This is a genomic window from Spirillospora sp. NPDC000708 (assembly GCF_040299565.1).
Lineage (GTDB): Bacteria > Actinomycetota > Actinomycetes > Streptosporangiales > Streptosporangiaceae > Spirillospora.
Genome location: NZ_JBEPCJ010000016.1, coordinates 24,480 through 50,056, shown reverse-complemented (window position 1 = coordinate 50,056; position 25,577 = coordinate 24,480). Strand labels below are relative to the sequence as shown.

Genomic DNA, 25,577 nt, shown 5'->3' with positions numbered 1-25,577 from the left:
CCGTGCCCGCACTGAGACTGGACGCGGCGGCGCTGCCGCCCGAGCTGGACGAGCTGCGCCGGGACGTCCGCGCGTTCCTCGCCGAGGAGACCGCCGCCGGGCGGATCGCCCCGCACGCCGACAACTGGCTGGCGGGCTGGGATCCCGCGTTCAGCCGGCGGCTCGGCGAGCGCGGCTGGATCGGCATGACGTTCCCCCGCGAGTACGGCGGGAGCGGGGCCGGGTCCCTCGCCCGGTTCGTCGTCACCGAGGAGCTGCTCGCGGCCGGCGCGCCGGTCGCCGCGCACTGGATCGCCGACCGGCAGTCCGGGCCGTCGCTGCTCACGTTCGGCACCGAGGAGCAGCGCCGCGCCTACCTGCCCGGCATCGCGCGCGGCGAGATCCACTTCGCGATCGGCATGTCCGAACCCGACTCCGGCTCCGACCTCGCGTCCGTCCGGACCCGGGCCGAGCGCGCCGACGGCGGCTGGACCGTCAACGGCGCCAAGGTGTGGACGAGCGGCGCCCACCTCGCGCACGCCATGATCGCGCTGGTCCGGACGGGACCGCCCGGGCCGAGCCGGCACGAGGGCCTCACCCAGCTGATCGTCGACCTCGGCGCGCCCGGCCTGGAGATCCGCCCGATCCGGCTGCTGACCGGCGAGCACCACTTCAACGAGGTCGTCCTCACCGACGTGTTCGTGCCCGACGACCGCGTGCTCGGCACGGTCGGCGACGGCTGGCGGCAGGTGACCGGCGAGCTGGCGTTCGAGCGCAGCGGCCCCGAGCGGATCCTCAGCACGTTCCCGCTGCTCGCGGCCGTCGCCGGACGGCTCGCCGAGCGCGGCGCCGACGCCGGCGACCGGGCCCGGGTCGGGATGGTCGTCGCGCGGCTGTGGGCGCTGCGGCGGATGTCCCTCGCGGTCGCGGCGCGGCTCGCCGCCGGGGACGCCCCCGCCACCGAGGCCGCCGCCGTCAAGGACCTCGGCACCCGGTTCGAGGGCGCGCTGATCGAGACGGTCCGCCTGCTCGCCCGGGCCGAGCCCGACCTCGCGTCGTCCGATCCGCTCGCGCACCTGCTGGCGCGGTCCGTCCTGCACAGCCCCGGGTTCACGCTCCGGGGCGGGACCAACGAGATCCTGCGCGGCGTCGTCGCCAAGTCGGTGCTGCCGAAGGGGGAGACCCGGTGAACGACATCGTCCGGGACCTGGTCGAGACCGTGGACGCGGTGTGCGCCCGCCACGCCGACCCCGGCGAGGGCTGGAACCCGCGCCTCTGGGACGAGCTGGAGCGGGTCGGCGTGACGCTGCTGCCCGTCCCCGAGGAGCGCGGCGGCGCCGGGGCCGACCTCGCCACCACCGCCGAGGTGCTGCGGGTGCTGGGCCGGCGCGCGGCGGCCGTCCCGATGGTGGAGACCGCGCTGCTAGCCGGATGGCTGCTCGCCGCCGCAGGCGCGGACGTCCCGTCCGGGCCGCTGACCGCCGCCGTCGCGGGACCGGACGTCGCGCTCAGGCAGGACGACGGCGCGCGGACGCTGACCGGCACGCTGCCGCGCGTCCCGTGGGCGCGGCACGCGGAGGGCACCGCGGTCCTGGTCGCGGAGCATGTCGCGTTCGTCCCGCGCGGCGGCTACGAGGTCGACGAAGGTGCGAACCTCGCGGGCGAACCGCGCGACACCGTCCACCTGCACGGCGCCGCTCCCGCCCGGGTGCTCGCCTCGGCGGCGACCGCGCAGGCGTTCCGGGAGCGCGGCGCGCTCGGCCGCGCGGCGCTCATGGCCGGGGCGATGGAGACGGCCACCGACCTCGCGGTCCGGTACGCGGGCGAGCGCGTCCAGTTCGGCCGTCCGCTGGCGCGGTTCCAGGCCGTCCAGCAGCATCTCGCCGAGATGGCGGGCGAGACGCTGATGGCGACCGTCGCGGCGCAGGCCGCGGCCGCCGAGGGCACCGGCTTCGCGATCGCCGCGGCGAAGGCGGCGGCGAGCGAGGCCGCCGGGACGGTGTGCCGCCTCGCCCACCAGGTCCACGGCGCGATCGGGTTCACCGACGAGCACGGCCTCCGGCACGCCACCACCCGGCTGTGGGCGTGGCGCGACGAGTGCGGCAACGAGGCCGAATGGGGCGAGGCCCTCGGCGCCCGCGCCGTCGACGCGGGCACCGGAGGGCTCTGGCCCCTGATCACGGCGGGCGGCGACCTCTAGAGGCCCCGTCCCGGCCTCAGTCCGTTCGTGGTGCGGTACCGGGGGCGGCCGCCTCGCGGAGCGCCGCCGCCGTACGGTCGAGCGCGCGTTCCCGGGCGTCGCCGGTCTCCGCCGCCGCGTCAGGGCGCATCCCGCGCAGCAGCAGCTTGATGGTGAGGACGGTGAGCGGCAGGCCGGACCGCTCCGTCGCGCCGGCGGCCCGTTCCATCGCGGCCTCCCGCTGGCCCGCGGCGATGGTCGCGTGGACGAGGACGGCCGCGAGCGACTCGGCGGGCTCCGCGGCGTCGACGTCGCCGCGCCGCTGCCCGGCCTCCAGCACCTCCGCCAGCGCGAGGACCGGGTTCGGGACGTCCTCGCCGAGGTGGTCCGACAGCCGCTCGGGCTGGTTGGCGATCCCGCGCATGATCGCGTCGCGCAGCGGGCCGGGCGCGGGCGCGGCGCGGCGCAGCGCCGTGAACGCGTTGCCGACGATGGCGCCGGTGCCCGACCCGGCGGCGAGGCCCGTGCGGCAGGCGTCCGCGAACGCGGCGCAGGTGACGATCGCGGCCTCCAGCACCACGTCGTCCTTGCTGGGGAAGTAGGTGAAGAACGTCCCCCAGCTCACGCCGGCCGCGGCCACGATGTCCTCGATCCGGGCGGCCTCGACCCCGGACCGCTCGAACTCGGCGATCGCCGCCTCGTAGACGCGGCGGCGCGTCTCGATGGCGCGGGCCTGGCGGGGACGGCGGGCGGTCGGCATGGAGAGGACCTCTGGTGCGGCGGGCCGGACGGTTCTATTCTGCCAAAGTTGATGCGCATCAACTTTTGGAGGTCGACGTGGACGGGGCAGGGCTCACGGAACGGCTCGCCGGGTCCGGCCGGGTGCGCGCGCTGCGGATGCTCTGGGGCGCGGGCAAGGGCTGGGCGGCCGCCATCGCCCTGCTGGTCGTGGCGAACGCGGTGCTGCCGAACGCGAGCCTCGTCGCGCTCGGCTACGCGGCCGGGCGCATCCCGGCGGCCGCCGCCGCGCACCTGCACGGCGCCGCCGGGCGCGCCCTCGCCGGCGCGCTGCTCGCCGCCGGCCTGCTCTACGCGGCGACCCTCCTCACCGGCCCGTACCAGGAGTGGCTGAGCGCCTGCGTGAAGGCGCGCCTCGTGGACGACCTGCAGAGCCGGCTCATGGCCGCCGTCAGCGGCCCGGTGGGCGTCGCGCACCTGGAGGACCCGGAGATCCGGGACCGGCTGGAACTGGCCCGCGGCACGCTGACCGGCCACGTCCCGGCGGACGCGCCGGTCGCGCTCGCCGCCGCCGCGGGCTCCCGGCTCGCCGGGATCGGTGCGTGCGCCGTCCTCGCCACGTTCCGGTGGTGGCTCGGGCTCGCGCTGCTCGCGGTGTGGCTGCTGATCCGGCGCCCGCTGCGGAAGATCATCCTCGCCCAGATCGTCGGGTTCCGGACGAAGGCCGAGGTGCTGCGGCGCGCCTGGTACTTCCTCTACCTGGCGATCCGCCCGACCGCCGCGAAGGAGCTGCGCGTCTTCGGGCTCGGCGACTGGACGGTCGACCGGTACCGCGAGCACTGGGCGGCGGGCATGGCGACGACCCGGGAGAGCTACGCCCGCCTCGCCCGCCGCGCCTACCTGCTCGCCGGCGCCGTGCTCGCCGCCTACCTCGTCGCCTGCGGCACGCTCGCGTACGCGGCGCTGCACCACCAGATCGGCCTGCGGGAGCTGTCGGTCATGCTGCCGTTGCTGCCCGCCACCATGTATGCGGGCACCGTCACCACGAGCGACATCTCCGCCGAGTGGATGGTCTCGGCGCTGCCCGACCAGGCCGCGCTGGAGGCGCGCCTGCGCGCCGCCCGCGAGGAGCTCGACGGCGGCCGGGACCCGGCCGGGCTCCCCGAGCACGGCATCCGGCTGGACGGCGTCCGCTTCGCCTACCCCGGCGGCGACCCGGTGCTCGACGGACTCGACCTGGAGATCCCGGCGGGACGCTCCACCGCGATCGTCGGCGCGAACGGCGCCGGCAAGACCACGCTGGTCAAGCTGCTCGCCCGCATGCACGACCCGACCGGCGGGACGATCGCCGTGGACGGCGTCCCGCTCCGCGACCTCGACGCGGCGCGCTGGCAGCGCCGGTTCGCCGCCGTGTACCAGGACTTCGACCGCTACCCGCTGTCCCTCGCCGAGAACATCGCGCTCGGCGCCGTCGAGCACCTCGACGACGCCGCCGGACGCGACCGCGCCGCCGCCCGCGCCGGGGCGCTCGACCTCGCCGCGGAGGTCGGCTGGGACACCGTCCTGTCCCGCCGCTACGAGGGCGGGACCGACCTGTCCGGCGGCCAGTGGCAGCGCGTCGCGCTCGCCCGCGCGCTGTTCGCCGTCGAGCACGGCGCGACGGTGCTCGTCCTCGACGAGCCCACGGCCTGGCTGGACGTCCGGGCCGAGGCCGCCTTCTACGACCGGTTCCTCGACCTCACGCGCGGCCTGACGTCCATCGTCATCTCGCACCGCTTCTCGACCGTGCGGCGCGCCGACCGGATCTGCGTGCTGGACGGCGGCCGCCTCGCCGAGCAGGGCACGCACGACGAGCTGATGGCGCTCGACGGGATCTACGCGGAGATGTTCCGCCTCCAGGCCGCCCGGTTCCGCGACGACGGCGACGACCGCGCCGAGGGCGCCGAGGGCGCCGAGGGGGAAGAAGCATGACGAGGGTTCGCCGCACGTTCCGCGTCCTGGTCTCCGACGGGTTCCGCGCAGCGCCGCGCCCCATGGCCGTCGCCGCGCTCACCGTCCTCGCGACCGCGCTCACCCAGATCACCTACCCGCTCGGCATCCGCACGATGGTCGACGCGCTGCCACGGCACGACGTCCCCGCGGGGATCGCCGGGACCGTCACCGTCGCCGTCCTGTTCACCCTGTCCTGGACGCTGATGATCGTGTCCGCCGGCCGGCTGACCGCGCTGACCGACGAGGTGTCGGTGTGGCTGTCGGCCCGGATCGCCGCGCTCGTCAACGCCGTCCCCGGCTTGGAGCACTTCGAGCGCCCCGACTACCTCACCGAGCTGGAACGGCTCGAACAGCGCCGCCCGATGCTCGCGTCCGGGCCCCGGCAGGCGCTCACGCTCGCGTCCGTCGCCGTCCGGACGGTCGGGATCGCCGTCCTGCTCGCGACCGTCTACCCGCCGCTCGCGCTGCTGCCCCTCGCCGGGCTGCCCCCGTACCTCGCCGACAAGCGGTCCGTCGCGCTGCGCGAGCGCGCCGACGCCGCCGTCGCGGACCGGCGGCGCCTCGCCGGTGAGCTGTTCGAGCTGGCCGCCACCGCCGGGCCCGCCAAGGAGCTGCGGACGTACGGGCTCGGCGCGGAGCTGCGCGCCCGGCACGACCGGCTCACCGCCGCCGCGCGCCGCGCCACCGTCCGCGCCGCGTCCGCCGGCGCGCTGTGGAGCGCGCTCGGCTGGTTCCTGTACGCCGCCGCGTTCTCCGGCGCGATCGCGTTCATCGCCGTCCGGGCCGCGCGGGGCGACGCGTCGGCGGGACAGGTCGTCCTCGCGGTCAGCCTGCTGCGGCGCGCGCAGCTCACGGTGTCGCAGGCGTCCAACGCCATCGGGCAGGTCGTCACCACGGCGTCCGCCGCGCAGAGCCTGCTGTGGCTGGAGGACCACGCGGCCGCGCAGCGCTCCGGCGGCGCGGCCGCCCCCGACCGCCTCGACCACGGCATCACGCTGCAGGACGTCGCGTTCGCCTACCCGGGCACCGACGTCCCGGTCCTGCGCGGGGTGGACCTCGTCCTGGCCGCCGGCGGCACCGTCGCGCTGATCGGGGAGAACGGCGCGGGCAAGACGACGCTGGTCAAGCTGCTGACCGGCCTGTATCCGCCGACGAGCGGGCGGATCCTGCTGGACGGCGCCGACCTGGCGGACGTCGACCGGACCGCGTGGCGCGCCCGCACGTCCGCCGCCTTCCAGGACTTCGTGAAGTGGAACCTGCGCGCGGGCGAGGCCGTCGGCATCGGCGACCTGCCGCGCCTCGACGACGAGGAGGCCCTGCGCACCGCCCTCGACCGGGCCGCGGGGACGAGCGTCATCGACGAGCTGCCGTCCGGCCTCGACACCCCGCTCGGGAAGTCGTTCCAGGGCGGCGCGGACCTGTCCGGCGGCCAGTGGCAGAAGCTCGCCCTCGGCCGCGCGATGATGCGCGACCACCCGCTGCTGCTGGTCCTGGACGAGCCGACCGCGAGCCTCGACGCGCCCACCGAGGACGCCCTGTTCCGCCGCTACCTGGACGCCGCGCGCCGCACCGCCGCCGGCACCGGCGCGATCACGATCCTGGTGTCGCACCGGTTCTCGACCGTCCGGATGGCCGACCTCATCGTCGTCATGGACGGCGGGCGGGTCGTCCAGGCCGGCGACCACGCCACGCTCCTCGCCGAAGGCGGGCTCTACGCCGAGTTGTTCGAACTCCAGGCCCGCGCGTATCTCTGAGGCCGTCGCCAGGCGCCGTCTCCAGCGGCCGTCGCCAGGCGTCGTCTCTAGGGGAGGCGGACGCCGACGAGCTTGGTGAGGAGCCGGTCGACCTGCTCCTCCAGCGGCTCCCACGGCAGGTCGGGCTGGTTGACGCGCATCGACACCGCGCCGTGCACGGCCGCCCGCAGGTCGAGCGAGACGGACGCCGCGTCGCCGGCGGGGGCGAGGCCCGCGTCCATGCAGCGCTGGACGGCCTCGGTGGTGCGCTTGCCCAGCTCCATCTTGAACGACATGTCGCACCGCTGGTTGACGGCGCTCTCGTGCAGCACCTTGTAGAGGCCGGGGTGGTCGTGCGACCAGCTGCCCATGACCTGCACGCGCGCGCGCAGCCCGCCCACCGGGTCGCCGGCCGCCGCCTCGGCCTCGTCGCTCGCCCGGACGAGGTCGGCGTGGCTGCTGCGCATCGCCGTGAGGACCAGCGCGTCCCGGTCGGCGAAGTGCAGGTAGACCGACGTCGCCGCGATGCCGATCTCGCGGGCCACCGCGCGCAGCGAGAGCGCCTCGTCGTCGCCCAGCTCCTCCAGGAGCCGCAGCGCGGTCGCCACGATCTCCTCGCGCAGCCGTTCGCCCTGGCCGCGCCGGTTCCGCCCGCGGGAGGGCGATGCCGTTCCCATGCGGGCATTCTAATGCGACGGCTCTTGCGCTACAGTCGTAGCGCTACAGCTGTTCAGTCAACGAAGGGCTCCGCCGTGACCACCACCGCCCACCACGAGGCGACGATCGCCGAGCAGGAAGCGAACAAGGCGACCGTCCTGGCCTTCTACGAGGCCGGGCTCAACCGCAAGGACTTCGACGCCGCCGCCCGGCTGATCGGGGACCGCTACGTCCAGCACAACCCGCGCATCGCCGACGGCATCGAGGGCTTCCGCGGCTTCGTCGACGGCATCCGGGCCGAGTTCCCCGACCTGCGCGCCGAGGTCAAGGGCCTGTACGCGGACGGCGACCGCGTCATCGCGCACGTCCACGGGATCCGCGTGCCCGGCCAGGCGGGCACCGCGATCGTCGACATCTTCCGGTTCGAGAACGGCCGGATCGTCGAGCACTGGGACGTGATGCAGCCGATCCCGGACACCGCCGCCAACTCCAACGGCATGTTCTGAGGCGGCCGTGACCACGGAAACGGTTCCCGGAGAGCGGGAGGGCGCGGCGCGGACCGCGCCCGCCCCGCGGCGCTGGTGGGCGCTGGCCGCCGTCGCCACCGCCCAGCTCATGATCGGCATCGACATGACGATCATGAACATCGCGCTGCCGTCGCTGCAGCGCTCCCTGCACCTGTCCGACCCGGACCGGCAGTGGGTGATCACCGTCTACGCGCTCGCCTACGGCGGCCTGCTGCTCCTCGGCGGCCGGCTGTCGGACCTGATCGGCCGCCGCCGCGCGCTGCTGATCGGGCTGACCGGGTTCGCGCTGGCGTCCGCGCTCGGCGGCGCGGCGCCCGGCCCGGCCCTGCTGCTCACCGCGCGGGCCGCCCAGGGCGCCTTCGGCGCCCTGCTCACCCCGTCGGTCCTCGCGACGCTGGCCGCGTCCTTCCCGGCCCCGGCCGAGCGCGGCCGGGCGTTCGGGATCTACGGGACGGTGATGGGCAGCTCGTCCGGGCTCGGCGTCGTGCTCGGCGGCGTCCTCACCGACTACCTCGACTGGCGCTGGTGCATGTTCGTGAACGTGCCGATCGCGGTCGCCGCCGGGGCCGGGGTGCTCTACGCGGTCCGCGCGGTGCCGCGCACGCCGGGCGTGAAGGTCGACGCCGTCGGGGCGCTGCTCGCCACCGCGGGACTGATGAGCCTGGTCCTCGGCTTCGCGCGGGCCGAACCGGACGGCTGGGGCGCCGCGACGACCGTCGGACCGCTGGCCGCCGGCGTCGCGCTGCTGGCGGCGTTCGCGTGGGCGCAGACCCGGGTGTCCGGGCCGCTGCTGCCGCCGCGGGTCGTCCTCGACCGGCGGCGCGGCGGCTCGTACCTGGCCGTCCTCGGCCTGTCGGTCGGGATGTTCGCCGCGCTGTTCTTCCTCACCTTCTACCTGCAGAACGTCCTCGGGTACCCGCCGGTGCGGGCGGGCGTCGCGTTCCTGCCGCTCACCGCCGGGCTGATGATCGGCGTCCGGTGCGTGAGCCCCCTGCTCGTCCGCGCGCCGGTGCGGGCGCTGCTGGCCCCGGGCCTGCTGGTGATCGCCGCCGGGCTCGCGCTGCTCGGGACCGTCCGCGTCGACGGCGGCTACTGGACGCACGTGCTGCCGGTGTTCCTGCTGGTGGGCCTCGGCACCGGGTGGGTGCTCGTCACCGCCAACAGCACGGCCACGCTCGGCGCGGGACCCGACACGGCCGTGGCGGGCGCGACCGTCATGACGTCGCAGCAGATCGGCGCGTCCCTCGGCACCGCCCTGCTCAGCACCGTCGCGGGGACGGCCGCCGCGCACTACCTGCGGGCCCATCCGGGCGAGGCGGCGCGCGCGGCGGTGCACGGCTTCGACGTCGCGAGCCTCGGCGCGGCCGGCGCGCTGTGCGCCGTCGCGGCGGTGGTGTTCCTCGTCACCGGCCGGGCGGCCGCCGCCCGGCCGTCATGAGGTCTCCTCCTCCTCTTCCTCGTCGTACTCCTCGTCGTGGACGGCGCCGGACAGGCCGTAGCGCTCCTGGTCGGAGGGGCGCGGGGCCTCCGGCCCGTCCCGGCCGAGCCGCAGCATCCGCGAGATGCGGACGGTGCGGAACTCGCGCCCCGCCGCCGTGAACGCGTGCCCGGTCGCCGCCTCGATCTGCTCGGCGGCCCGGTCCCACTCCGCCAGCTCGGCCGGCTCGGGCGGGTCGCCCTGGAACTCGCGCAGCCGCGGCAGCAGGTCGCCGAAGTAGCGGGCCAGCCGGTGCCGCGTCTCCTCCGGGTCGTCGCCGCCGGTCAGCGGCGCCCACCCGTTCTCCTTGACCTCGACCGCGATGAACGTGGGCGGCAGCAGCACCACGCCCGGATGCGTCCGCACCGCGTGCTGCGCCTCGGTCAGCACCGTCGCCGGGACGGAACCCGGCACCGGCATGAAGCCGACCAGGTTCAGCCTCAGCTGCGCCTCCCACTGGCCGGCCGGCGCCGCCGGCTCCAGCAGGTGGCCGCGGAGCATCCCGTCGCCGCAGGTGCCGGGCGTGTCGGTCGGCCGGGGCGGCTCCATCACCCGGTCGCCGAGCAGCGTGTACTTCTCCACCCGGATGATCCGGTAGCGCCGGTCGCCGATCTCCCACTCGTCCTTCGGGAGCTGGTCGCCCTCCTCGGGGTCGAGCCGGCCCGCCGCCGCGAGCATCGCCCGCGCGACGCCGGGCGGGTGGCCGCCGTCCGCCGCGTCCCGCCGCAGGTCGGCGGCCAGGCCGTAGCGGGCGGCGGACGGGTCGGTCGCGCCGAGGCAGCCGATGCGCCACTCCGCGCCGGTCTGCACCGCGTACCCGAAGTCGGGCGACCCGGCCGGGAGGAGCTTGGGGAAGGCGAGGATCGCGTCGCCGATCTCGCGGTCCCGCACGGCCGCGACGGGATCGAGGGAGGCGACCAGGTTGATGTGGTCGTACCCCTGCATCAACGGGAACGTCATGCCCTCATAGTCGGTTTCCGTGCGGCGGCCCGCAGGCGAATCCGCGGAACCGGACCCCCGCTGACGTGCGACTTCTCCCGATCGGCGGCTTATGTCCGGCAGATGATGCGGCGCCGCGGGGCCCGCACCGCCGCGGCCGGACACGGCTCGCGCGACCGCCGCCGTCCGGGGGAGGCCGCGTCTAGACTGGTGGCCGGATCGACACCGGGGGATGAGGCGATGGTCCCGGATGCCCGCGACACGGCTCGGACCGGCTCGGCTTGGACCGGCACGGCCCTGGCCGACTCGGCGCTGTTCGGTGCACTGGTCACCGAGGTGCCCTTCGGCGTCGCGTTCCTCGACGCCCGGCTGCGCCTGCGCCGGGCCAACGAGGCGCTGCGCGCGCTGCTGCGCGGCGGCGGCGCCGGCGGCCGCAACGGTGTGAACCCCGTCGGGCGGCGGCTCGCCGAGGTGCTGGACGGCGAGTTCGCGGCCGTCCTCGAACCGGCGCTGCGCGGCGTCCTGGACGACGGCCGTCCCGTCACCGGCCTGGAGGTCCGCGCGCCCGCACCCGCCGGCCCCGCGCCCGGCACGCCCGGAGCCGCCGTGCCCGACGCCGCCGCGCCCGACGCCTACGGCGAGCGGGTCTGGGTCTGCGCGTGCCTGCCGGTGCGCGGCCCCGGCGGCGCGATGCTCGGCGCGGCGCTGATCGTCCAGGACGAGACGGTCCGCCGCGCGGTCGAGGACGCCATCACCCGCCGCACCGAGCGGTACCGGTCGCTGGTCGAGGCGACGACCCCGGTGGTGTGGACGACCGCGGCGGACGGCGCCGCCGGCGAGGACGCGCCGCACTGGCGCGCCGTCACCGGCCAGACCCCCGAGGCGTACGCGCGGGGCGGCTGGATCGCCGCCGTGCATCCCGAGGACTACGACCGCGTCGCCGCCGAGTGGCGCGCCTGCATGCGCGACGGGCGCGTCCTGGAGGTCGACTGCCGCGTCCTCACCGCGTCCGGCGGCCGCCGGCACTTCGAGGTGCGGGCCGTCCCGATCCGCCGGGACGGCGCGGTGATCGAGTGGGTGTGCGCCGGGACCGACGTCACCGGCCGCCGCGACGCCGAGGAGATGCGCGGCAGGCTCACCGGCCAGCTCTCGGCCGCCGCGCTGCGCACCGCCCGGCTCCAGCAGGCCACCTCGATGCTCGCCGAGGCGCTGACCGTCGGCGAGGTCGTGCGGGTCATCGTGGAGGTCGGGCAGTCCGCGGTCGGCGTCGACCACTGCACGGTCGCGCTCCTGGACGAGGGCCGGACGCGGCTCACCCCGGTCGCCCCCGCCGACGACCCGTCCGGCGCCGACGCGGACTCCGGGCCGGACGGCTCGGACGCCTGGCCGGACAGCCTCGCCGTCGCGGAGCCGGGCGTGATGTCGGCCGCCGCGCGCGACGGCCGCCCGTTCGTCGCCGAGAACCCCGAGGAGCTGCGCCGGCAGCTGGGCGAGGCCGCCGCGGCGGCGGAGCGGCGGCGCGGCCCCGGCGAGCAGGCGTGGGTGGCGCTGCCGCTGCTGGCGGCGGGCGCGCCCATCGGGGTGCTGCGGTTCGCCTTCACCCGGACCCGGTTCCTCACCGAGGACGAGCAGGTGTTCCTGGAGGCGCTGGCGGGGCAGTGCGCGCTCGCGGTGGAGCGGGCGCTGCTGTTCGAGCGCGAGCACCGCACCGCCGAGCAGCTGCAGCGCAGCCTGCTGCCGGGCGACCTGCCGAGCTCCCCGGAGCTGCGGATGGCCGCGCGCTACGACCCGGTGACCCGGCACGTGCAGGTCGGCGGCGACTGGTACGACGTGTTCAAGCTGCCCGGCGGCCGGCTCGCGGTGGTCGTCGGCGACGTCATGGGCAAGGGCGTGCTGGCCGCCGCGATCATGGGCCGGGTGCGCAACGCGCTGCGCGCGCTCGCGCTCACCGACCCGCGGCCCGCCGCCGTCCTGTCCGGCCTGGACCGGCTGTTCAGCGCCACCGAGGACGCCGAGCAGTTCACCACCGTCGCCTACCTGGTGATCGACCCGTCCACCGGGCAGGGCCTGTACACCAGCGCCGGGCACCCGCCGCCGCTGCTGCTGCCCGCGGGCGCGCCGCCGGGCCTCAGCGACGTCGAGGCGGGCACCCCGCTGGGCTGGCCGAGCCACCGGCAGCAGGCGAGCTTCTCGCTGGCGCCGGGCGACACCGTCGTGCTGTACTCCGACGGGCTGGTGGAGAACCGCAGGCGCGGCGTCGACACCGGGCTCGGCGACCTGGTCGCGGCCGCGGCGGAGCTGCCGCCGGGCGCCGCCGCCGATCCGGGACGGCTCGTCGACCACCTGGTCGCCCGGCTGCTCGCCGGGTACGAGCAGTCCGACGACGTGACGCTGCTCGCGCTGCACGTTCCGGCATCGGGGGAGTAGGGCGGCCCGGCATGCCGGGTACGACCCTGCTGGGGAGGCACCATGGAAATCGAGATGATCGTCGAGATCCCGCGCGGATCACGCAACAAGTACGAGATGGACCACCGGCTCGGGCGCATCCGCCTGGACCGGATGCTGTTCACCTCCACGCAGTACCCGGTGGACTACGGCTACGTGCCCGACACGCTCGCCGAGGACGGCGACCCGCTGGACGCGATGGTCCTGCTGGAGGAGCCCACGTTCCCCGGCTGCCAGGTGTCGGTCCGCAGCGTCGGGGTGTTCTGGATGCACGACGGCGGCCTGCCCGACGCCAAGATCCTCACGGTGCCGGCGCGGGACGTCCGCTACGAGTCGGTCCGCGACCTGAGCGATGTGCCGAACCACTTCCTGGACGAGATCGCGCACTTCTTCGACATCTACAAGAACCTGGAGCCCGGCAAGGACACCGACGTGCGCGGCTGGCAGGACCGCCTCGTCGCCGACCGGGAGATCGGCGACTCCATCGAGCGCGCCGCCGACGCCCACCTCGCCGGATCGCGCTAGCCGGGACGCCGCGACGTGCGGTGCCCGGAGGCCGGGTGTGCGGTGCCCGGTGGCGTCGGTTCCGCGGCGATGTCACGATCCGGGCGGGCGTCCCGTCCTCGGTGGTGAGGGCGGGCGCGCGTGCCCGGCCGTGAAAGGCTGAACGATCATGTCTGATGTCTTCGAGGAGCACCGCAACCTGCTGTTCGCGGTGGCCTACCGGATGCTCGGCACCGCCGCGGACGCGGAGGACGCCGTCCAGGACGCGTGGATCCGCTGGTCCGCCGCCGACCGCTCCGACGTCCAGGACCCCAAGGCCTACCTCGTCCGGATCACCACGAACGTGGCGCTGGACCGGCTGCGGTCGGCGCGCGCGCAGCGCGAGACCTATGTCGGCCCGTGGCTGCCCGAGCCGATGCTGACCTCCCCGGACGTCGCGGCGGAGGGCGCCGAGCTGTCGGAGTCGGTGTCGATGGCGATGCTGGTCGTGCTGGAGACCCTCAGCCCGCTGGAACGCGCCGTGTTCGTGCTGAAGGAGGTGTTCGGCTACCCGTACGCGGAGATCGCGCGGGCGCTGGACCGCACGGAGACGTCGGTGCGGCAGCTCGGCACCCGGGCGCGCAAGCACGTCGAGGCGCGCCGTCCCCGGTTCGAGGCGGGCGGCGCCGAGCGGCGCGCCGCGACGGAGCGGTTCCTCGACGCGGTCGTCGGCGGGGACATCAACCGGCTCATGGAGACCCTCGCCCCGGACGTGACGCTGTGGACCGACGGCGGCGGCAAGGTCCAGGCGCCGCGGAAGATCGTGCACGGCGCGGACCTCATCGCCCGGTTCTTCGCGAACATCGCCACCCGCCCCTACGAGGGCGTCGCCCCCGAGGACTGGCGGCTGCGGCAGGTCGAGATCAACGGCGGGCCGGCCGTGGTCGTCGACGGCCCGGACGGGCCGATCAGCGTGATCAGCGCCACCGTCGGCGACGACGGGCGCGTCCGGGACATCCAGCTGGTGGCGAATCCGGACAAGCTCCGCGCGATCGCGGAGGGCCGCACGCTGCCGATGTGACGGGGACCCGCCGGCGGCTACTCGTCGACCCTGCGGCGCCTGCCGCCGAACATCCTCGGCGGCGGGCCCGCGGTGGTCGCCGGCGTCGGCACCGGACGCACCGTCGCGTACGCCTCCGGGTCCGGGTCGTCGACCGCGTCCACCGGGGTCAGCCGGACGATCCACGACTCGGCCGCCCAGGTCTCCGCCTGCCCCTCGTGGGTGCGGGCGTTCAGCCGCTCCTTGACCAGCAGCGGCACGACCTCGTCCCACAGCTCGCCGCCGGGCTCGACCCGCTCGCAGCCGGCGGTGAACGCGACCAGCCGGCCGCCCTTGTCCTTGCTGCGCAGGATCACCGTGACCCGCTCGGCGTCCGGCAGGCCCGGCAGCGGCTGTTCGCCCTCGCCGCCGGTCAGCACGTACGCCGACCCGTCGTGCCACACGTGCCACGCGGCGCGCGGCTGCGGCAGGCCGGGCAGGTCGAGCCAGAGCAGCCCCGACCTCTTCGCCGCCTCTTCGACCAGCGCGCGGTTCAGCTCACCCACGCGGAAAGCGTCTCATACGCGCTGGATAGCATCCGCCTCATGCGGTCTCGACGTACCACCCTCGCGGTCCCCGGCAGCAATCCCCGCTTCATCGAGAAGGCGCAGGGGCTCCCCGCCGACGAGATCTTCCTCGACCTGGAGGACGCGGTCGCGCCGTCCGCCAAGGAGGGCGCGCGCAAGACCGTCGTGGCCGCGCTCAACGACGGCGATTGGACGGGCAAGACCCGCGTGGTGCGGATCAACGACCTGGAGACCCACTGGGCGTACCGGGACGTGATCGAGGTCGTCGAGGGCGCGGGCGCGAACCTCGACGCGATCATGCTGCCGAAGGCGTCGGACGCCTCGCACGTGCGCTGGCTCGACCGGCTCCTCACCCAGATCGAGCGGGCGATGGGGTTCGAGGCGGGCCGCATCGGCATCGAGGCGCAGATCGAGGACGCCAAGGGCATGGTGAACATCGACGAGATCGCCGCGTCGTCGCCGCGGCTGGAGGCGCTGGTGTTCGGCCCCGGCGACCTGATGGCCTCGATCAACATGAGGACGCTGGTGGTGGGGGAGCAGCCGCCCGGGTACACCGAGGGCGACGCCTACCACTACATCCTGATGCGGATCCTCATGGCCGCGCGCGCCAACGACCTGCAGGCCATCGACGGGCCGTACTTCAACGTCCGGGACGTCGACGCGTTCACCCGGGTCGCGAAGCGCTCGGCCGCGCTCGGGTTCGACGGCAAGTGGGTGCTGCACCCGGCGCAGATCGACGCGGGGAACGCGGTGTTCTCCCCGTCGCAGGAGGACTACGACCACGCCGAGCTGATCCTGGACGCCTACGAGCACTACGTCACCGTGGAGGGGCGCGGCGCCGCCACGCTCGGGGACGAGATGATCGACGAGGCGTCCCGGAAGATGGCGCTCGTCGTCGCGGCGAAGGGGCGCGCCGCCGGGATGGCCCGGACCAAGCGCTTCGACGCCCCGGCGACCTGACGGGACGTACCATTCGTCCCACATGGGAGAACCGTCGCGGGGAGAGGACCAGGTGCCGATGGCAGGGGACGAGAACGGCTGGGCCCCGCTCGATCCCGGTATGTCGGACGGGTCCGAGGGGGCGCCGGAGCCGCAGGCCCCCGCGCCCGCGCCGCCCGCGCCCGCGCCGCCCGTGATCGGCCCGCCTGTGCCGCCCGGCCCGGCCGGCTCGCCCGGCCCGACCTCGGATGGGCTGCCCGCGCCGACCGGCTGGACATGGCCCGCCGGCCAGGGCGCCCAACCCCAGTCGACGGCCCAGCCCTATCCGGGCCAGTACGGCGCCGGCCCGTACCCACCGGCGTACGGCGCGCCCTACGGCCCCTACGCCGCGCAGGGGTTCACCGGGTACGGGCCGCCGCGTCCGAAGGGGCCGTGGACGGCCGCGCCGCCGCCCGGCACCCCGTTCCACCGGATGGCGCGGACGCCGCTGCACCGCTGGTGGCGGCCGCTCGTGGGCAGTGCGGTGATCATCGTCGCGGGCATGGCGCTGGCGATCGGCATGATGATCATCGGGATCGTGGTGCGGGTCATCGCGACCGGCGACGCACCCGACGCCACCGGGAGCGGCGCCGACACGATCTTCGGGAACCCGACCGCCGACCTGGCGTTCAACCTGGCCGTCATCGCGGTCTTCCTGCCGATGGCGCTGCTGGCCGCGTGGCTCGTGCAGCGTCGCAGGCCCGGCACCCTCGCGTCCGTCGCGGGCCGGGTGCGCTGGCGCTGGCTGCTCACCTGCTGCGGCCTCGCCGTCGGGTTCTGCGTGCTGTCGTACGCGTCGTCGATCGTCGCGAGCGCGTTCCTCCCGGACGACTCGTCCGGCGGCGAGCACTGGGTCGGCTGGGGCCGGTTCGCGCCCGCCGCCCTCGTGATCGTCCTGCTGGTGCCGCTCCAGTCGTCGGCGGAGGAGGTCGTCTTCCGCGGCTGGCTGCTGCAGGCCGTGGGCGCCTGCACGCTGGAGACCCGCACCGGGCGGGTCGGGCGCGCGTTCAGCGCCGTGTTCCGCACCCCGTGGCCCGGGATCGTCATCGGGTCGGCCGCGTTCACGTCCCTGCACGGCTACACCGGCTGGGGCATCCTCGACATCTTCGTGTTCGGCGCGGTCGCGGCCTGGCTCGCGACGCGGACGGGCGGGCTGGAGTCCGGCATCGCCCTGCACGTGTTCAACAACCTGCTGGCGTTCCTCGGCCCGGCCGCCGTCGGGAAGCTCGACATCGACCAGGGCTCCGTGCCGTGGCAGGCCGTCGCCGCCGACGTCGCGCCGATGCTGCTGTACGCGGCGGTCGTCGTCTGGCTGGCGCGCCGCAAGAGGATCCAGACCGTCACGGCGGGCGCGGCCGAAGACCCGGGGCCCGGCGCGGTCCCGCAGGACGCCGAGCCCGCGTTCGTCTCACGGCCCCAGTAGGCCCCACGACTCCAGGGCCTCGACCAGGCCGTCCGTCAGCGGCAGCTCCCGCAGCTCCGCCGCGGTGACCCAGCGAGCGTCGGCGGCGTCGTCCCCGGCACGCAGGACGCCGCCCACCGCCCGGGCCTCGTAGTCGTGGATCTCGTAGACAACGCCTCCGGGGCCGGGACGGTCCACCGACCCGGCGAGCGCGCCCGCCACCACGTCCAGGCCCGTCTCCTCCTTCAGCTCCCGGACCACCGCGGCGGCGTCGTCCTCGCCCGGCTCGACCCGCCCGCCGGGCACCGACCACAGGCCGGCGCCCGGCGGCCGGCCGCGCCTCACCAGCAACAGCCGCCCGCTCGCGTCCCTCACGATCCCCCCGACGCAGCGCACCCTCATGTCACCATTTTGACGCGCCTTGCCCGGTCCGCTACCTCGGGGAACTTGACGGCGGCGGGAATCGGCGCGCAGGGTGGGTAGTCATGAGGTCGGAGCCCACATGCCCGCGATGCGCGGGCCCGGTGAGCGCGCCGGGCCTCTGGTCGAGCGACTGGAGCTGCGGCGTGCACGGCGCCGTACTACCCCGCCAGCCGTCCAAGCGCCCCGGCCCGGACGGGCTGGCGGCCGTGCTCCAGGACGCCAGGGTCCCGGTCTGGACGCCCTGGCCCCTTCCGCCGGCCTGGCTCGTCACCGGCTTCTGCGCGGTGGGCGACGAGCGTTCGGGCGCCCGGGCGACGGCCGTCGCGCTGTCCGGGCCGGGCCTGCTCAGCGGCCCGGCCGACCTGGTGCTGATCGCCGAGGAGCCCGGCATCGGGCTCGGCGGCCACTACGCCGGGCTGGACGGCGGCGACCCCGGCCCGGGGTTCGACGGCAGCCCGCCCGACGCCAAGATCGACATCAGCGGGCCCGCCGCGACCTGCGGCCACTCGGTGCCGATGTGGGCCGTCGGCACCCGGCCCGACCGGGCCGTCTACGTCGGCGAGGCGATGGGCGACTGGCTGTGGGCGGTGCTGTGGCCCGCCGAGGCCGGCGTGCTGATGCTGGAGCGCCAGAACCTCCTCGACCTGCGCGAACCCGGCATGGACCTGGACCTTCCCTACGGCGCCTACAGCCCCCGGCTCGACGAGTAGGCGGACGGCCGCCCGCCCGCCGGGCCGGCGGCTGTTAGAAAGGGCGCATGCGCATCGACCTGCACAGCCACAGCGACGTCTCCGACGGGACGCGCCCGCCGTCCGAGGTCGTCCGGCGGGCCCGCGCGAACGGCGTGGACGTCGTCGCGCTGACCGACCACGACACGGTCGCCGGCTGGAACGAGGCCGCCGCCGCTCTGCCGGACGGGCTGACGCTCGTCCCCGGCGTCGAGCTGTCGTGCAAGCACGACGGGCGCAGCCTGCACCTGCTCGGGTACCTGTTCGACCCGTCCGAGCCCGCCCTCGCCGCCGAGCTGGCCCGGATCCGCGACGACCGCGTCATCAGGGCGCGGACGATGGTGGAGCGGCTGCGGGAGCTGGGCGCGGACGTGACCTGGGAGCGGGTCCGCGCGCTGGCGCGCGGCGAGGCGGTCGGCCGCCCGCACATCGCGCGCGCCATGGTCGAGGCGGGCGTCGTCGCGTCCCCGGACGAGGCGTTCACCCGCGACTGGATCGCCGAGGGCGGCCGCGCGCACGCCGACCGGTACGCGCTCGACCCGGCGCGGGCGATCCGGCTGGTCGGGGCGGCCGGCGGGGTGTGCGTGCTCGCCCATCCGCGGACCCGGCGCGGCGGCTACGTCTTCTCCGACGAGGTGATCGCGGGCCTCGCCGCCGCCGGCCTCGCCGGGATCGAGGTCGACCACCCCGACCAGGACGCGGGGGAGCGCGCCGCGCTGCGCGGCCTCGCCCGCGACCTCGGCCTGGCCGCCACCGGCTCCAGCGACGACCACGGTGCCCTGACCGGTGACCGCCTCGGCGCGGAGACCACCGCCCCGGACGCCTACGCCGCCCTCGTCGCCGCGTCCACCGGCTCGGCGCCCGTCTCTTCGCCCGTCTCCGCGGGCGCTGACGCGGTGTCTTCGGGCACTGGAGCGGTGCCGCCCGGAACCGCCCCGGAAGCACGGTAGGGTGCCAGCGTGGACGCGCGCATCGAACAGGTGACGACGTCGGGGAAGCTCACCCTCGACGACACCGAGTACGACGTCGAGAACAACACCTACATCGTCGGCGACGACGACGAGGTCATCGTGATCGACCCGGCCTTCGACGCCGAGGCCATCCTCAAGGAGGTCGGCGAACGCGAGGTCATGGCCGTCCTGCTCACCGACGGCAACGAGCACCGCCTCGAGGTGGTGCTGGAGGTGGCCGCCGCCGGCGAGGAGGACGAGGAGAACTGGGCCCCGATCGCGCTGCACCGCGGCGACCGGGTGCTGTGGCGGGACTACTTCGGCCGCCTCGCCCGCGAGGAGAAGGACGAGGACGACGCCAAGGCGCTGCGCTCCCTCGAACCGGACATCTGGCTGGAGGACGGCGGCATCTTCGAGATCGCCGACTCCCAGCTGGAGGTGCTGCACACCCCCGGCCACACGCCCGGCAGCGTCAGCGTGATCAGCGAGCAGCTCGGCGTGCTGTTCTCCGGCGACACCCTGCACCGCGGCCGCCCCGGCTCGATCGGCGGCGTGTACGACGAGCTCGGCAAGCAGCTGAACTCGATCGGCGCGCTGCTCACCCCGCTGCCGAAGGACCTGCGGATCCTGCCCGGCCAGGGCGAGGAGACGACGGTCGGCGACGAGGACGCCCGCTGGGAGACCTGGGGTTCGCTCGCCCGCGAGCAGGACGACGACTGATCCGGTGGCCGGGGCCGAGCAGCTGGGCTTCGACGGCATGCCCCAGCGGCTGTACGCGTGCACGCCGTCCCGGCTGAACACCTGGCTGGACTGCCCCCGCCGGTACCGGATGACCTACCTGGACCGTCCGATGCCGCCGAAGGGCCCGCCGTGGGCGCACAACAGCGTCGGCGCGGCCGTGCACAACGCGCTCGCCGGCTGGTGGCGGCTGCCGCCCGCCGAGCGGACCCCGGAGGCCGCCGGCACCCTGCTGGCGCGCGGCTGGCTGACCGACGGGTTCCGGGACGAGGCGCAGTCCGCGCGGTGGCGCGAGCGCGCCCGCGAGATGACCGAGCGGTACGCGGCGGGCCTCGACCCGGCGGACGAGCCGGTCGGCGTCGAGCGCACCGTCGCGGCCCGCACCGACCGCATCGCCGTGTCCGGCCGCATCGACCGGCTCGACGCCCGCGGCTCGGAGCTCGTCGTCGTCGACTACAAGACGGGCCGGCACGTGCAGACCGCCGACGACGCGCGCGGCTCGCTCGCGCTGGCGATCTACGCGGTCGCCGCGTCCCGCGTGCTGCGCCGCCCGTGCCACCGCGTCGAGCTGCACCACCTGCCGTCCGGCGAGGTCGCGGTCTGGGAGCACACCGACGAGTCGCTGCAGCGGCACATCAGGCGGGCCGAGCAGATCGCGGCGGAGGCGTCCGCCGCCGACGACGCGTACCGGGCGCGCGTCCCCGCCCCGCGTCGCGGCGAGAACGCCCGGACCCGCGTCGGCGCGCAGAGCCGCGACACCGGGCCGGGCCGCGACGCGCCGCCGGTCGACCACGCACCGTTCGACGAGCAGTTCCCGCCGCGTCCCGGTCGGCTGTGCTCGTGGTGCGACTTCGCCCGCCACTGCCCCGAAGGCCGCGAGGCCGCCCCTCGCAAGGAGCCGTGGGCGGCCCTCGGCGAAGACGCCTGATCAGGCGGCGGTCAGGGCCTTCCGGGACTTCCAGCGGCGCGGGTCGCGGAGGCCGTAGAGTCCGCGGCTGACGTCGTAGCCCTCGGCGGCGAGGTTCTGCCGGGCGCGTTCGAGCATCTCGCGGGTGGGCTTGGCGAACGCGTAGTCGTGCAGCTTCTCCGGCACCGAGTTCATCGCGAGGCGGAACGAGCGGAGCGCGGCGGTGACGGCGGGCTGCGGGACCTCGGGAAGCGCCCCGTACATCTTGCGGGCCCAGTCGGGCAGCGAGTAGTAGCAGAGCGCGCCGAAGGGGAAGTAGCCCGGCTTTCCAGGGGCGAGGAACTTCAGGTTCTCCGGCATCGTGGGCCACATCAGGAACCTGACGGTGGCCGCCGCCTCCTCGGTGACGCGCAGGTGCGGGCGCATGCTCGCGAGGTACTGCTCCATCTCCGCGACGCTGCCGGGGACGTCCTCGGCGTGCAGCCCGACGTAGGCGGCGGTGCTGCGCTGCTCGTCCAGGTACCGGTCGGCCATGGCGTCGGTGAGCAGGAGACCGGCGCGGCGGGCGACCTGGAGGTAGGAGTAGACCTCGGCGCAGTGCACCCAGAGCAGCAGCTCGGGCTGGTCGAGGCGCTCCTTCTTCCCGGTGTCGTGGTTGAGGATCCGCAGGCTGCGGTGGATGTCGCGGACCTTCCGGGCCAGCGCGTCGATCTCCTCGCGGGTGCCGAACGTGGCGACGCCGACGAAGTCGGCGGTGCGCTGGAGCCGGCCGAAGGGGTCCTCCTGGAAGTTGGAGTTCTGCCAGACGCCCCACATGGCCATGGGGTGCAGGGCCTGCAGCATGAGGCTGCGCACCCCGCCGACCCACATGGACCGGTCGATGTGGACCCGCCAGGTCACGCTCTCGGGGGGCTGGACGGTCGCGGACATTCCCACCTCACCAGACGTCGTGCGACAAACCGATGTAAGTGTCTCATTACCCGGCCATGGCCGCGACACCGGCCCCGGTGTCGCGTCCCGTTCGAGGTGACGCGGTCGAGTGTCGCCGGATCCCGGTCGAGATATGCATAAAGGCTCTATATAAAGCTGCTATGCTTCACCCATGAGTCGCCAAGGCGCCGCGCACGACGCTTCCGATGCCATCGGGTCGGCCCTCTACGACCTGGCCACCAGGGCCGTGAGACGCCTTCCCCGCGACATGAGCCTGACGTCCGCCGCCACCCTGGCCACCCTGGACAAGACCGGCCCGCGACGGATCACCGATCTGGCGGCGGCCGAGGGCGTCACCCAGCCCGCGATGACCGTCGTGGTCCGGGTGATGGAGAAGTCCGGGCTGGTCGAGCGGACGGGCGATCCGTCCGACAAGCGGGTGACGCTGGTGCGCCTGACCGAGGCCGGCGCGTCGTACGTCCGGACACGGCGCCAGGCGGGCGTCGACGCGTACGCGCGGCTGATCGACGAACTCACCGGTGACGAGGCCGAGGCCCTGGCGGCGGCCCTCCCGGCGCTGCTGCATCTGGCGGAGCTCGAAAGCCACGCCCGAGAGGAGTCGGACCGGTGACCGCGGCCCAGGGTCACGACCGGCCCATGAGCACAGCCCCGGCGCGTTCCGAGGCGCGTCTGCTGGTCCCCGCCCTGATGTTCATCGCCCTGGTCGTGGCGGCGGTCGGCAGCCTCGGGACGCCGCTCATCACCAGCGTGGCGACCACGTTCCACGTCTCCCTCGACAGCGCGCAGTGGACGCTGACCATCGCCCTGCTCAGCGGCGCCGTCGCCACGCCCGTCCTCGGCCGGCTCGGCGCCGGTCCGCACCGGCGGGCCACGATCCTCGCCACGCTGGCGATCGTCGTCGTCGGCAGCGCGCTCACCGTGCTGCCGCTGCCGTTCGCCTGCCTGCTCGCCGGCAGAGCGGCCCAAGGCACCGGACTCGGCCTCACGGCGCTGATGATGGGCGTGGCCCGCGACCATCTCCCCGAGCGGCGCGGCGCGGCCACGATCGCCCTGATCTCGGTGGTCTCCATCATCGGGGCCGGCGTCGGCTACCCGCTGGCCGCGCTGCTCGCCGAGTTCGGCGGACTGCGGGCCGCCTACGGCCTCGGCCTGCTCGTCACCGCCGTCGCGTTCCTGACCGCTTGGCGCTCCGTGCCCGCGGCTCCCGAAGGCCGCTCCGCTCACGTGAACGTGGCCGGTGCGCTCGTCCTGGCGGGTGGACTGCTCCTCGTCCTGTTCCTCGCCGGCGAGAGCAGCCTGTGGAGCCGGCACCTCGCCGTGGCGGTGACCCTCGCCGTCGCCGCCGTGCTCCTGCTGTGCGCCTGGACCGCCTCCGAGCTGCGCAGCACGACGCCTCTGGTCGACGTCCGGGCGGTGCGGCACCCGGCGGTCGCCGGGGCGAACATCGCCATGTTCGTCGGCGGGAGCGGCATGTACCTCCTGCTCACGCTCATCACCCGCTACGCCCAGACGCCGCACGGCGCCGGCTACGGGTTCGGGCTGAGCACCTTCGTGGCGGGGCTCGTCCTCATCCCCTTCTCCGTGCTGGGGTTCGTCGCCGGCAAGCTCACGCCCCGGGTCCGCGAACGGATCGACGGCCCCCTGCTGCTGGCCGGCAGCGCCGCCATCGTCGGCGGCGGGTTCGTCCTGTTCGCGGCGGCCCGGTCCAATCTGGCCGAACTGCTCGTGGCCATGGGCGTGCTGGGGTTCGGCGTCGGCAGCTTCTCGGCCGCCATGCCCGGCGTCATCCTGGCCGTCACGCCCAAGAGCGAGACGTCGAGCGCCATGAGCTTCAACTACGTCGTCCGCAGCGTCGGGTACTCCCTGGGCAGCGCGATCGGCGGTCTGGTCCTGGCCGCCGGCACCGGCACCGGCCGCGTCTTCCCGAACGACGGCGCCTACACCACCGCCGCGCTGGTCGGCGTCGCCGCGATGGCGATCACGACGATGACCAGCCTCGTCCTCGCCCGCCGACGCTCAGCCGAGACGGATCCGATCGCGGACCCGGCCGGTTGACCGAAGCCGTCCGAACACAGGAGGTCACCGTGGCCAAGGGCTACTGGGTCAGCGTCTACCGCACCATCGCCGACCCCGAGAAGCTCGCCGCCTACAACAAACTGGCCGGTCCGGCCGTCAGGGCCGCGGGCGGGCGGGTGCTCGCCCGCGACGGCCGGGTCGTCGCGCACGACGCCGGAATCGCCGAGCGCACCATCCTGATCGAGTTCGACAGCTTCGAACAGGCGGTCGCCGCGCGCGCGAGCGCGGCCTACCAGGAGGCGCTGGCCGCACTCGCCGACGGCGTCGAGCGCGACTTCCGCATCATCGAAGGTCTCGACTGACGACCGATGCCGCGCCGGGGTCCACGGGACGCGACACCCGGCGCGGTCCCGGTACCGGTCCGTTCGAGCGCCGGGTCTTCTTGGTCAGCCCTTGATCTGCGTCCAGGCCTGCGTCCAGCGCGCGTAGTCGACGCAGTCGTTGCCGCGGTCGTCCCCGCAGTCCTTCACCGGCGTGCGCCAGAACGCCAGCCGCTTGTAGAAGGCGGGATCGCCGACGTGGTACGTGGAGCAGAAGCCCTTCGCGGTGTACGCGCACGCCTTCGGGTTGGCCGGCGCCTCACCGAAGTACTGCGCGACCTGCGCCTGCACCCTCGGCTTGATGATCCAGTTCATCCACTTGTACATGCACGCGGGATGCTGCGCCTTCGACGAGATCATCCACGTGTCGGACCAGCCGGTGGCGCCCTCCGTCGGGATCGTGGTCGCGACCGGTGACCGCTGGTCCATCGCCAGGTTCGCGGTCACCTGCCACGCGGTGCCCGCGTAGTTGTCGGCGCTCTTGAACGACTGGAGCTCGTCGAGGTAGTTCGCCCAGTACTGGTTCACGTTCGGCCGCTGCTGCTTCAGCAGGTCGATCGCCGCGCCGAACTGCTTCTCGTCCAGCTCGTACACGTTCTTGATCTTCAGGTCCGGGCGGTGCGCCTTCAGGTACAGCGCGGCGTCGGCGATGTAGATGGGGGAGTCGTAGGCGACGACGTGCCCCGACGCCGGGGAGTCCTTCCTCCACACGACGTCCCAGGACGTGGGGCGCTGCGCCAGCTTGTCCGTCCGGTACATCAGCATGTTGGCGCCGTAGCCGTGCGGGACGCCGTACATCCGCCCGTCCACCGAGTTGTACGGCTGGTTCTTCAGGAACCCGGCGATGTCGCCGTACCCGCTGAGCAGCCGCGTGTTGACCGGCGCGACCGTCCCGCCGTAGACGAGCCGCAGCGACGCGTCGCCGGACGCGGACACGCCGTCGTACTTGCCCGTCTGCATCAGCGCGACCATCGAGTCGGACGTGTCGGCCACCTTCGCCTCGACGCGGCATCCGGTCGCCTTGGTGAACGGGGTGACCCAGTCGACCTTCGGGTCGTTCGACCCGTTCTCGGCGTAGCCCGCCCAGACGACCAGGTCGAGCCGGCCCTCCGAGGCGCCGATCTCCTGCTGCGTCGGGATGTCCGGCGGTGGTGCCGCGCCGGTCGAGCCGCCGCCGCACCCGGCGGTCAGGGCGGCCACCACGAGCGCGGCCGCCGCGAGCGGGCGCCGCACCCGGTGCGCGTGGTTCGGGGTGTTCGCCATCACGCTGAGAGATCGTAGGGCTATTTTTGGTCACGTGCGCACACAAAATGTGATGATCTGGAAACT

The 25,577-nt window shown here is 74.8% G+C and carries 25 protein-coding genes; 18 read left to right on the top strand and 7 right to left on the bottom strand.

Annotated elements, in window-relative coordinates:
• Window positions 1-2: 2 nt before the first annotated feature.
• Together ABT299_RS14305 and ABT299_RS14300 are read left to right on the top strand one after the other, a co-directional pair.
• The gene (locus ABT299_RS14305; protein ID WP_500251025.1) at window positions 3-1,169 is read left to right on the top strand and encodes an acyl-CoA dehydrogenase family protein; all 1,167 of its coding nucleotides are present in this window, start codon (window positions 3-5) and stop codon (window positions 1,167-1,169) included.
• Window positions 1,166-2,179: an acyl-CoA dehydrogenase family protein gene (locus tag ABT299_RS14300; RefSeq protein WP_500251024.1), complete on the top strand. Its 1,014-nt coding sequence runs from the start codon at window positions 1,166-1,168 to the stop codon at window positions 2,177-2,179. The genes ABT299_RS14305 and ABT299_RS14300 overlap by 4 nt, the downstream gene beginning before the upstream one ends.
• Before the next feature lie 16 nt (window positions 2,180-2,195).
• Here ABT299_RS14300 and ABT299_RS14295 read toward each other — a convergent pair whose 3' ends face one another.
• A complete protein-coding gene (locus tag ABT299_RS14295; RefSeq protein WP_500251023.1) occupies window positions 2,196-2,918 on the bottom strand; it encodes a TetR/AcrR family transcriptional regulator in 723 nt (240 codons plus the stop codon).
• 77 nt (window positions 2,919-2,995) lie between these two features.
• Between ABT299_RS14295 and ABT299_RS14290 the strand changes: the two genes are divergently transcribed.
• Together ABT299_RS14290 and ABT299_RS14285 are read left to right on the top strand one after the other, a co-directional pair.
• Window positions 2,996-4,867, top strand: a complete 1,872-nt coding sequence (locus tag ABT299_RS14290) for an ABC transporter ATP-binding protein (RefSeq protein ID WP_500251022.1) — start codon at window positions 2,996-2,998, stop codon at window positions 4,865-4,867.
• Window positions 4,864-6,642, top strand: a complete 1,779-nt coding sequence (locus tag ABT299_RS14285) for an ABC transporter ATP-binding protein (RefSeq protein WP_500251021.1) — start codon at window positions 4,864-4,866, stop codon at window positions 6,640-6,642. The genes ABT299_RS14290 and ABT299_RS14285 overlap by 4 nt, the downstream gene beginning before the upstream one ends.
• A gap of 47 nt (window positions 6,643-6,689) precedes the next feature.
• Here ABT299_RS14285 and ABT299_RS14280 read toward each other — a convergent pair whose 3' ends face one another.
• Entirely contained in the window at window positions 6,690-7,298 is a 609-nt protein-coding gene (locus ABT299_RS14280; protein WP_500251020.1) for a TetR/AcrR family transcriptional regulator, read from the bottom strand.
• Window positions 7,299-7,373: 75 nt separating this feature from the next.
• Here ABT299_RS14280 and ABT299_RS14275 point away from each other — a divergent pair, with 75 nt between their 5' ends.
• Both ABT299_RS14275 and ABT299_RS14270 read left to right on the top strand, forming a co-directional pair.
• A complete protein-coding gene (locus ABT299_RS14275) occupies window positions 7,374-7,784 on the top strand; it encodes a nuclear transport factor 2 family protein (RefSeq protein ID WP_387022560.1) in 411 nt (136 codons plus the stop codon).
• Between the two features lie 7 nt (window positions 7,785-7,791).
• Window positions 7,792-9,243: an MFS transporter gene (locus ABT299_RS14270; protein ID WP_387022557.1), complete on the top strand. Its 1,452-nt coding sequence runs from the start codon at window positions 7,792-7,794 to the stop codon at window positions 9,241-9,243.
• On the opposite strand, the gene ABT299_RS14265 is transcribed toward ABT299_RS14270, so the two are convergent.
• Window positions 9,238-10,242, bottom strand: a complete 1,005-nt coding sequence (locus ABT299_RS14265; RefSeq protein ID WP_190857052.1) for a DUF5954 family protein — start codon at window positions 10,240-10,242, stop codon at window positions 9,238-9,240. The genes ABT299_RS14270 and ABT299_RS14265 overlap by 6 nt on opposite strands.
• 219 nt (window positions 10,243-10,461) lie before the next feature.
• Here ABT299_RS14265 and ABT299_RS14260 point away from each other — a divergent pair, with 219 nt between their 5' ends.
• From ABT299_RS14260 to ABT299_RS14250, 3 genes are all read left to right on the top strand, one after another.
• Window positions 10,462-12,648 carry a SpoIIE family protein phosphatase gene (locus ABT299_RS14260; RefSeq protein ID WP_190857053.1) on the top strand — a complete coding sequence of 729 codons (2,187 nt, stop codon included), beginning with the start codon at window positions 10,462-10,464 and terminating at the stop codon, window positions 12,646-12,648.
• Between the two features lie 42 nt (window positions 12,649-12,690).
• On the top strand, window positions 12,691-13,191 hold the full coding sequence (locus tag ABT299_RS14255) for an inorganic diphosphatase (RefSeq protein WP_190857054.1): 501 nt from the start codon (window positions 12,691-12,693) through the stop codon (window positions 13,189-13,191).
• Window positions 13,192-13,339: 148 nt separating this feature from the next.
• Window positions 13,340-14,230 (top strand): RNA polymerase sigma-70 factor, encoded by an 891-nt coding sequence (locus ABT299_RS14250; RefSeq protein WP_190857055.1) that lies wholly within the window; start codon window positions 13,340-13,342, stop codon window positions 14,228-14,230.
• A gap of 17 nt (window positions 14,231-14,247) precedes the next feature.
• Here the strand turns inward: ABT299_RS14250 and ABT299_RS14245 are convergent, their stop codons facing one another.
• Entirely contained in the window at window positions 14,248-14,754 is a 507-nt protein-coding gene (locus ABT299_RS14245; RefSeq protein WP_500251019.1) for a hypothetical protein, read from the bottom strand.
• 39 nt (window positions 14,755-14,793) lie between these two features.
• Here ABT299_RS14245 and ABT299_RS14240 point away from each other — a divergent pair, with 39 nt between their 5' ends.
• Both ABT299_RS14240 and ABT299_RS14235 read left to right on the top strand, forming a co-directional pair.
• Window positions 14,794-15,735, top strand: coding sequence for an HpcH/HpaI aldolase/citrate lyase family protein (locus ABT299_RS14240; RefSeq protein ID WP_190857057.1), 942 nt, complete (start codon window positions 14,794-14,796; stop codon window positions 15,733-15,735).
• A 22-nt stretch (window positions 15,736-15,757) separates the two neighbouring features.
• On the top strand, window positions 15,758-17,176 hold the full coding sequence (locus ABT299_RS14235; RefSeq protein WP_500251018.1) for a CPBP family intramembrane glutamic endopeptidase: 1,419 nt from the start codon (window positions 15,758-15,760) through the stop codon (window positions 17,174-17,176).
• On the opposite strand, the gene ABT299_RS14230 is transcribed toward ABT299_RS14235, so the two are convergent.
• Window positions 17,162-17,557, bottom strand: coding sequence for an NUDIX hydrolase (locus tag ABT299_RS14230; protein ID WP_500251017.1), 396 nt, complete (start codon window positions 17,555-17,557; stop codon window positions 17,162-17,164). The genes ABT299_RS14235 and ABT299_RS14230 overlap by 15 nt on opposite strands.
• 83 nt (window positions 17,558-17,640) lie before the next feature.
• Here ABT299_RS14230 and ABT299_RS14225 point away from each other — a divergent pair, with 83 nt between their 5' ends.
• Genes ABT299_RS14225 through ABT299_RS14210 form a run of 4 tightly spaced genes read left to right on the top strand, consistent with a single transcriptional unit; the run spans window position 17,641 to window position 20,922 of the window.
• Complete coding sequence (locus ABT299_RS14225; protein WP_500251016.1) at window positions 17,641-18,288, top strand: DUF6758 family protein; 648 nt, start codon at window positions 17,641-17,643, stop codon at window positions 18,286-18,288.
• Window positions 18,289-18,335: 47 nt separating this feature from the next.
• Window positions 18,336-19,256, top strand: a complete 921-nt coding sequence (locus ABT299_RS14220) for a PHP domain-containing protein (protein WP_500251015.1) — start codon at window positions 18,336-18,338, stop codon at window positions 19,254-19,256.
• Window positions 19,257-19,265: 9 nt separating this feature from the next.
• Complete coding sequence (locus tag ABT299_RS14215) at window positions 19,266-19,976, top strand: MBL fold metallo-hydrolase (RefSeq protein WP_190857062.1); 711 nt, start codon at window positions 19,266-19,268, stop codon at window positions 19,974-19,976.
• Window positions 19,977-20,013: 37 nt separating this feature from the next.
• A complete protein-coding gene (locus ABT299_RS14210; protein ID WP_190857074.1) occupies window positions 20,014-20,922 on the top strand; it encodes a RecB family exonuclease in 909 nt (302 codons plus the stop codon).
• Here ABT299_RS14210 and ABT299_RS14205 read toward each other — a convergent pair whose 3' ends face one another.
• Complete coding sequence (locus ABT299_RS14205; RefSeq protein ID WP_500251014.1) at window positions 20,923-21,831, bottom strand: oxygenase MpaB family protein; 909 nt, start codon at window positions 21,829-21,831, stop codon at window positions 20,923-20,925.
• Window positions 21,832-22,003: 172 nt separating this feature from the next.
• Here ABT299_RS14205 and ABT299_RS14200 point away from each other — a divergent pair, with 172 nt between their 5' ends.
• Genes ABT299_RS14200 through ABT299_RS14190 form a run of 3 tightly spaced genes read left to right on the top strand, consistent with a single transcriptional unit; the run spans window position 22,004 to window position 24,230 of the window.
• Entirely contained in the window at window positions 22,004-22,462 is a 459-nt protein-coding gene (locus tag ABT299_RS14200) for a MarR family winged helix-turn-helix transcriptional regulator (protein ID WP_500251013.1), read from the top strand.
• 26 nt (window positions 22,463-22,488) lie between these two features.
• On the top strand, window positions 22,489-23,907 hold the full coding sequence (locus tag ABT299_RS14195) for an MFS transporter (RefSeq protein WP_387022531.1): 1,419 nt from the start codon (window positions 22,489-22,491) through the stop codon (window positions 23,905-23,907).
• 29 nt (window positions 23,908-23,936) lie between these two features.
• Entirely contained in the window at window positions 23,937-24,230 is a 294-nt protein-coding gene (locus ABT299_RS14190) for a DUF1330 domain-containing protein (RefSeq protein WP_190857065.1), read from the top strand.
• 84 nt (window positions 24,231-24,314) lie between these two features.
• On the opposite strand, the gene ABT299_RS14185 is transcribed toward ABT299_RS14190, so the two are convergent.
• Window positions 24,315-25,511 carry an extracellular solute-binding protein gene (locus tag ABT299_RS14185; RefSeq protein ID WP_190857076.1) on the bottom strand — a complete coding sequence of 399 codons (1,197 nt, stop codon included), beginning with the start codon at window positions 25,509-25,511 and terminating at the stop codon, window positions 24,315-24,317.
• Window positions 25,512-25,577 lie beyond the last annotated feature (66 nt).

Excerpts from the sequence above, each read along its gene's own strand:
- ABT299_RS14250 (WP_190857055.1), top strand. The coding sequence starts at position 13,340 with ATGTCTGATGTCTTCGAGGAGCACCGCAACCTGCTGTTCGCGGTGGCC.
- ABT299_RS14210 (WP_190857074.1), top strand. The coding sequence starts at position 20,014 with ATGCCCCAGCGGCTGTACGCGTGCACGCCGTCCCGGCTGAACACCTGG.
- ABT299_RS14205 (WP_500251014.1), bottom strand. The coding sequence starts at position 21,831 with ATGTCCGCGACCGTCCAGCCCCCCGAGAGCGTGACCTGGCGGGTCCAC.
- ABT299_RS14285 (WP_500251021.1), top strand. The coding sequence starts at position 4,864 with ATGACGAGGGTTCGCCGCACGTTCCGCGTCCTGGTCTCCGACGGGTTC.
- ABT299_RS14295 (WP_500251023.1), bottom strand. The coding sequence starts at position 2,918 with ATGCCGACCGCCCGCCGTCCCCGCCAGGCCCGCGCCATCGAGACGCGC.
- ABT299_RS14195 (WP_387022531.1), top strand. The coding sequence starts at position 22,489 with ATGAGCACAGCCCCGGCGCGTTCCGAGGCGCGTCTGCTGGTCCCCGCC.
- ABT299_RS14220 (WP_500251015.1), top strand. The coding sequence starts at position 18,336 with ATGCGCATCGACCTGCACAGCCACAGCGACGTCTCCGACGGGACGCGC.
- ABT299_RS14185 (WP_190857076.1), bottom strand. The coding sequence starts at position 25,511 with ATGGCGAACACCCCGAACCACGCGCACCGGGTGCGGCGCCCGCTCGCG.
- ABT299_RS14225 (WP_500251016.1), top strand. The coding sequence starts at position 17,641 with ATGAGGTCGGAGCCCACATGCCCGCGATGCGCGGGCCCGGTGAGCGCG.
- ABT299_RS14230 (WP_500251017.1), bottom strand. The coding sequence starts at position 17,557 with ATGAGGGTGCGCTGCGTCGGGGGGATCGTGAGGGACGCGAGCGGGCGG.
- ABT299_RS14280 (WP_500251020.1), bottom strand. The coding sequence starts at position 7,298 with ATGGGAACGGCATCGCCCTCCCGCGGGCGGAACCGGCGCGGCCAGGGC.
- ABT299_RS14265 (WP_190857052.1), bottom strand. The coding sequence starts at position 10,242 with ATGACGTTCCCGTTGATGCAGGGGTACGACCACATCAACCTGGTCGCC.
- ABT299_RS14255 (WP_190857054.1), top strand. The coding sequence starts at position 12,691 with ATGGAAATCGAGATGATCGTCGAGATCCCGCGCGGATCACGCAACAAG.
- ABT299_RS14260 (WP_190857053.1), top strand. The coding sequence starts at position 10,462 with ATGGTCCCGGATGCCCGCGACACGGCTCGGACCGGCTCGGCTTGGACC.
- ABT299_RS14240 (WP_190857057.1), top strand. The coding sequence starts at position 14,794 with ATGCGGTCTCGACGTACCACCCTCGCGGTCCCCGGCAGCAATCCCCGC.
- ABT299_RS14200 (WP_500251013.1), top strand. The coding sequence starts at position 22,004 with ATGAGTCGCCAAGGCGCCGCGCACGACGCTTCCGATGCCATCGGGTCG.
- ABT299_RS14235 (WP_500251018.1), top strand. The coding sequence starts at position 15,758 with ATGGGAGAACCGTCGCGGGGAGAGGACCAGGTGCCGATGGCAGGGGAC.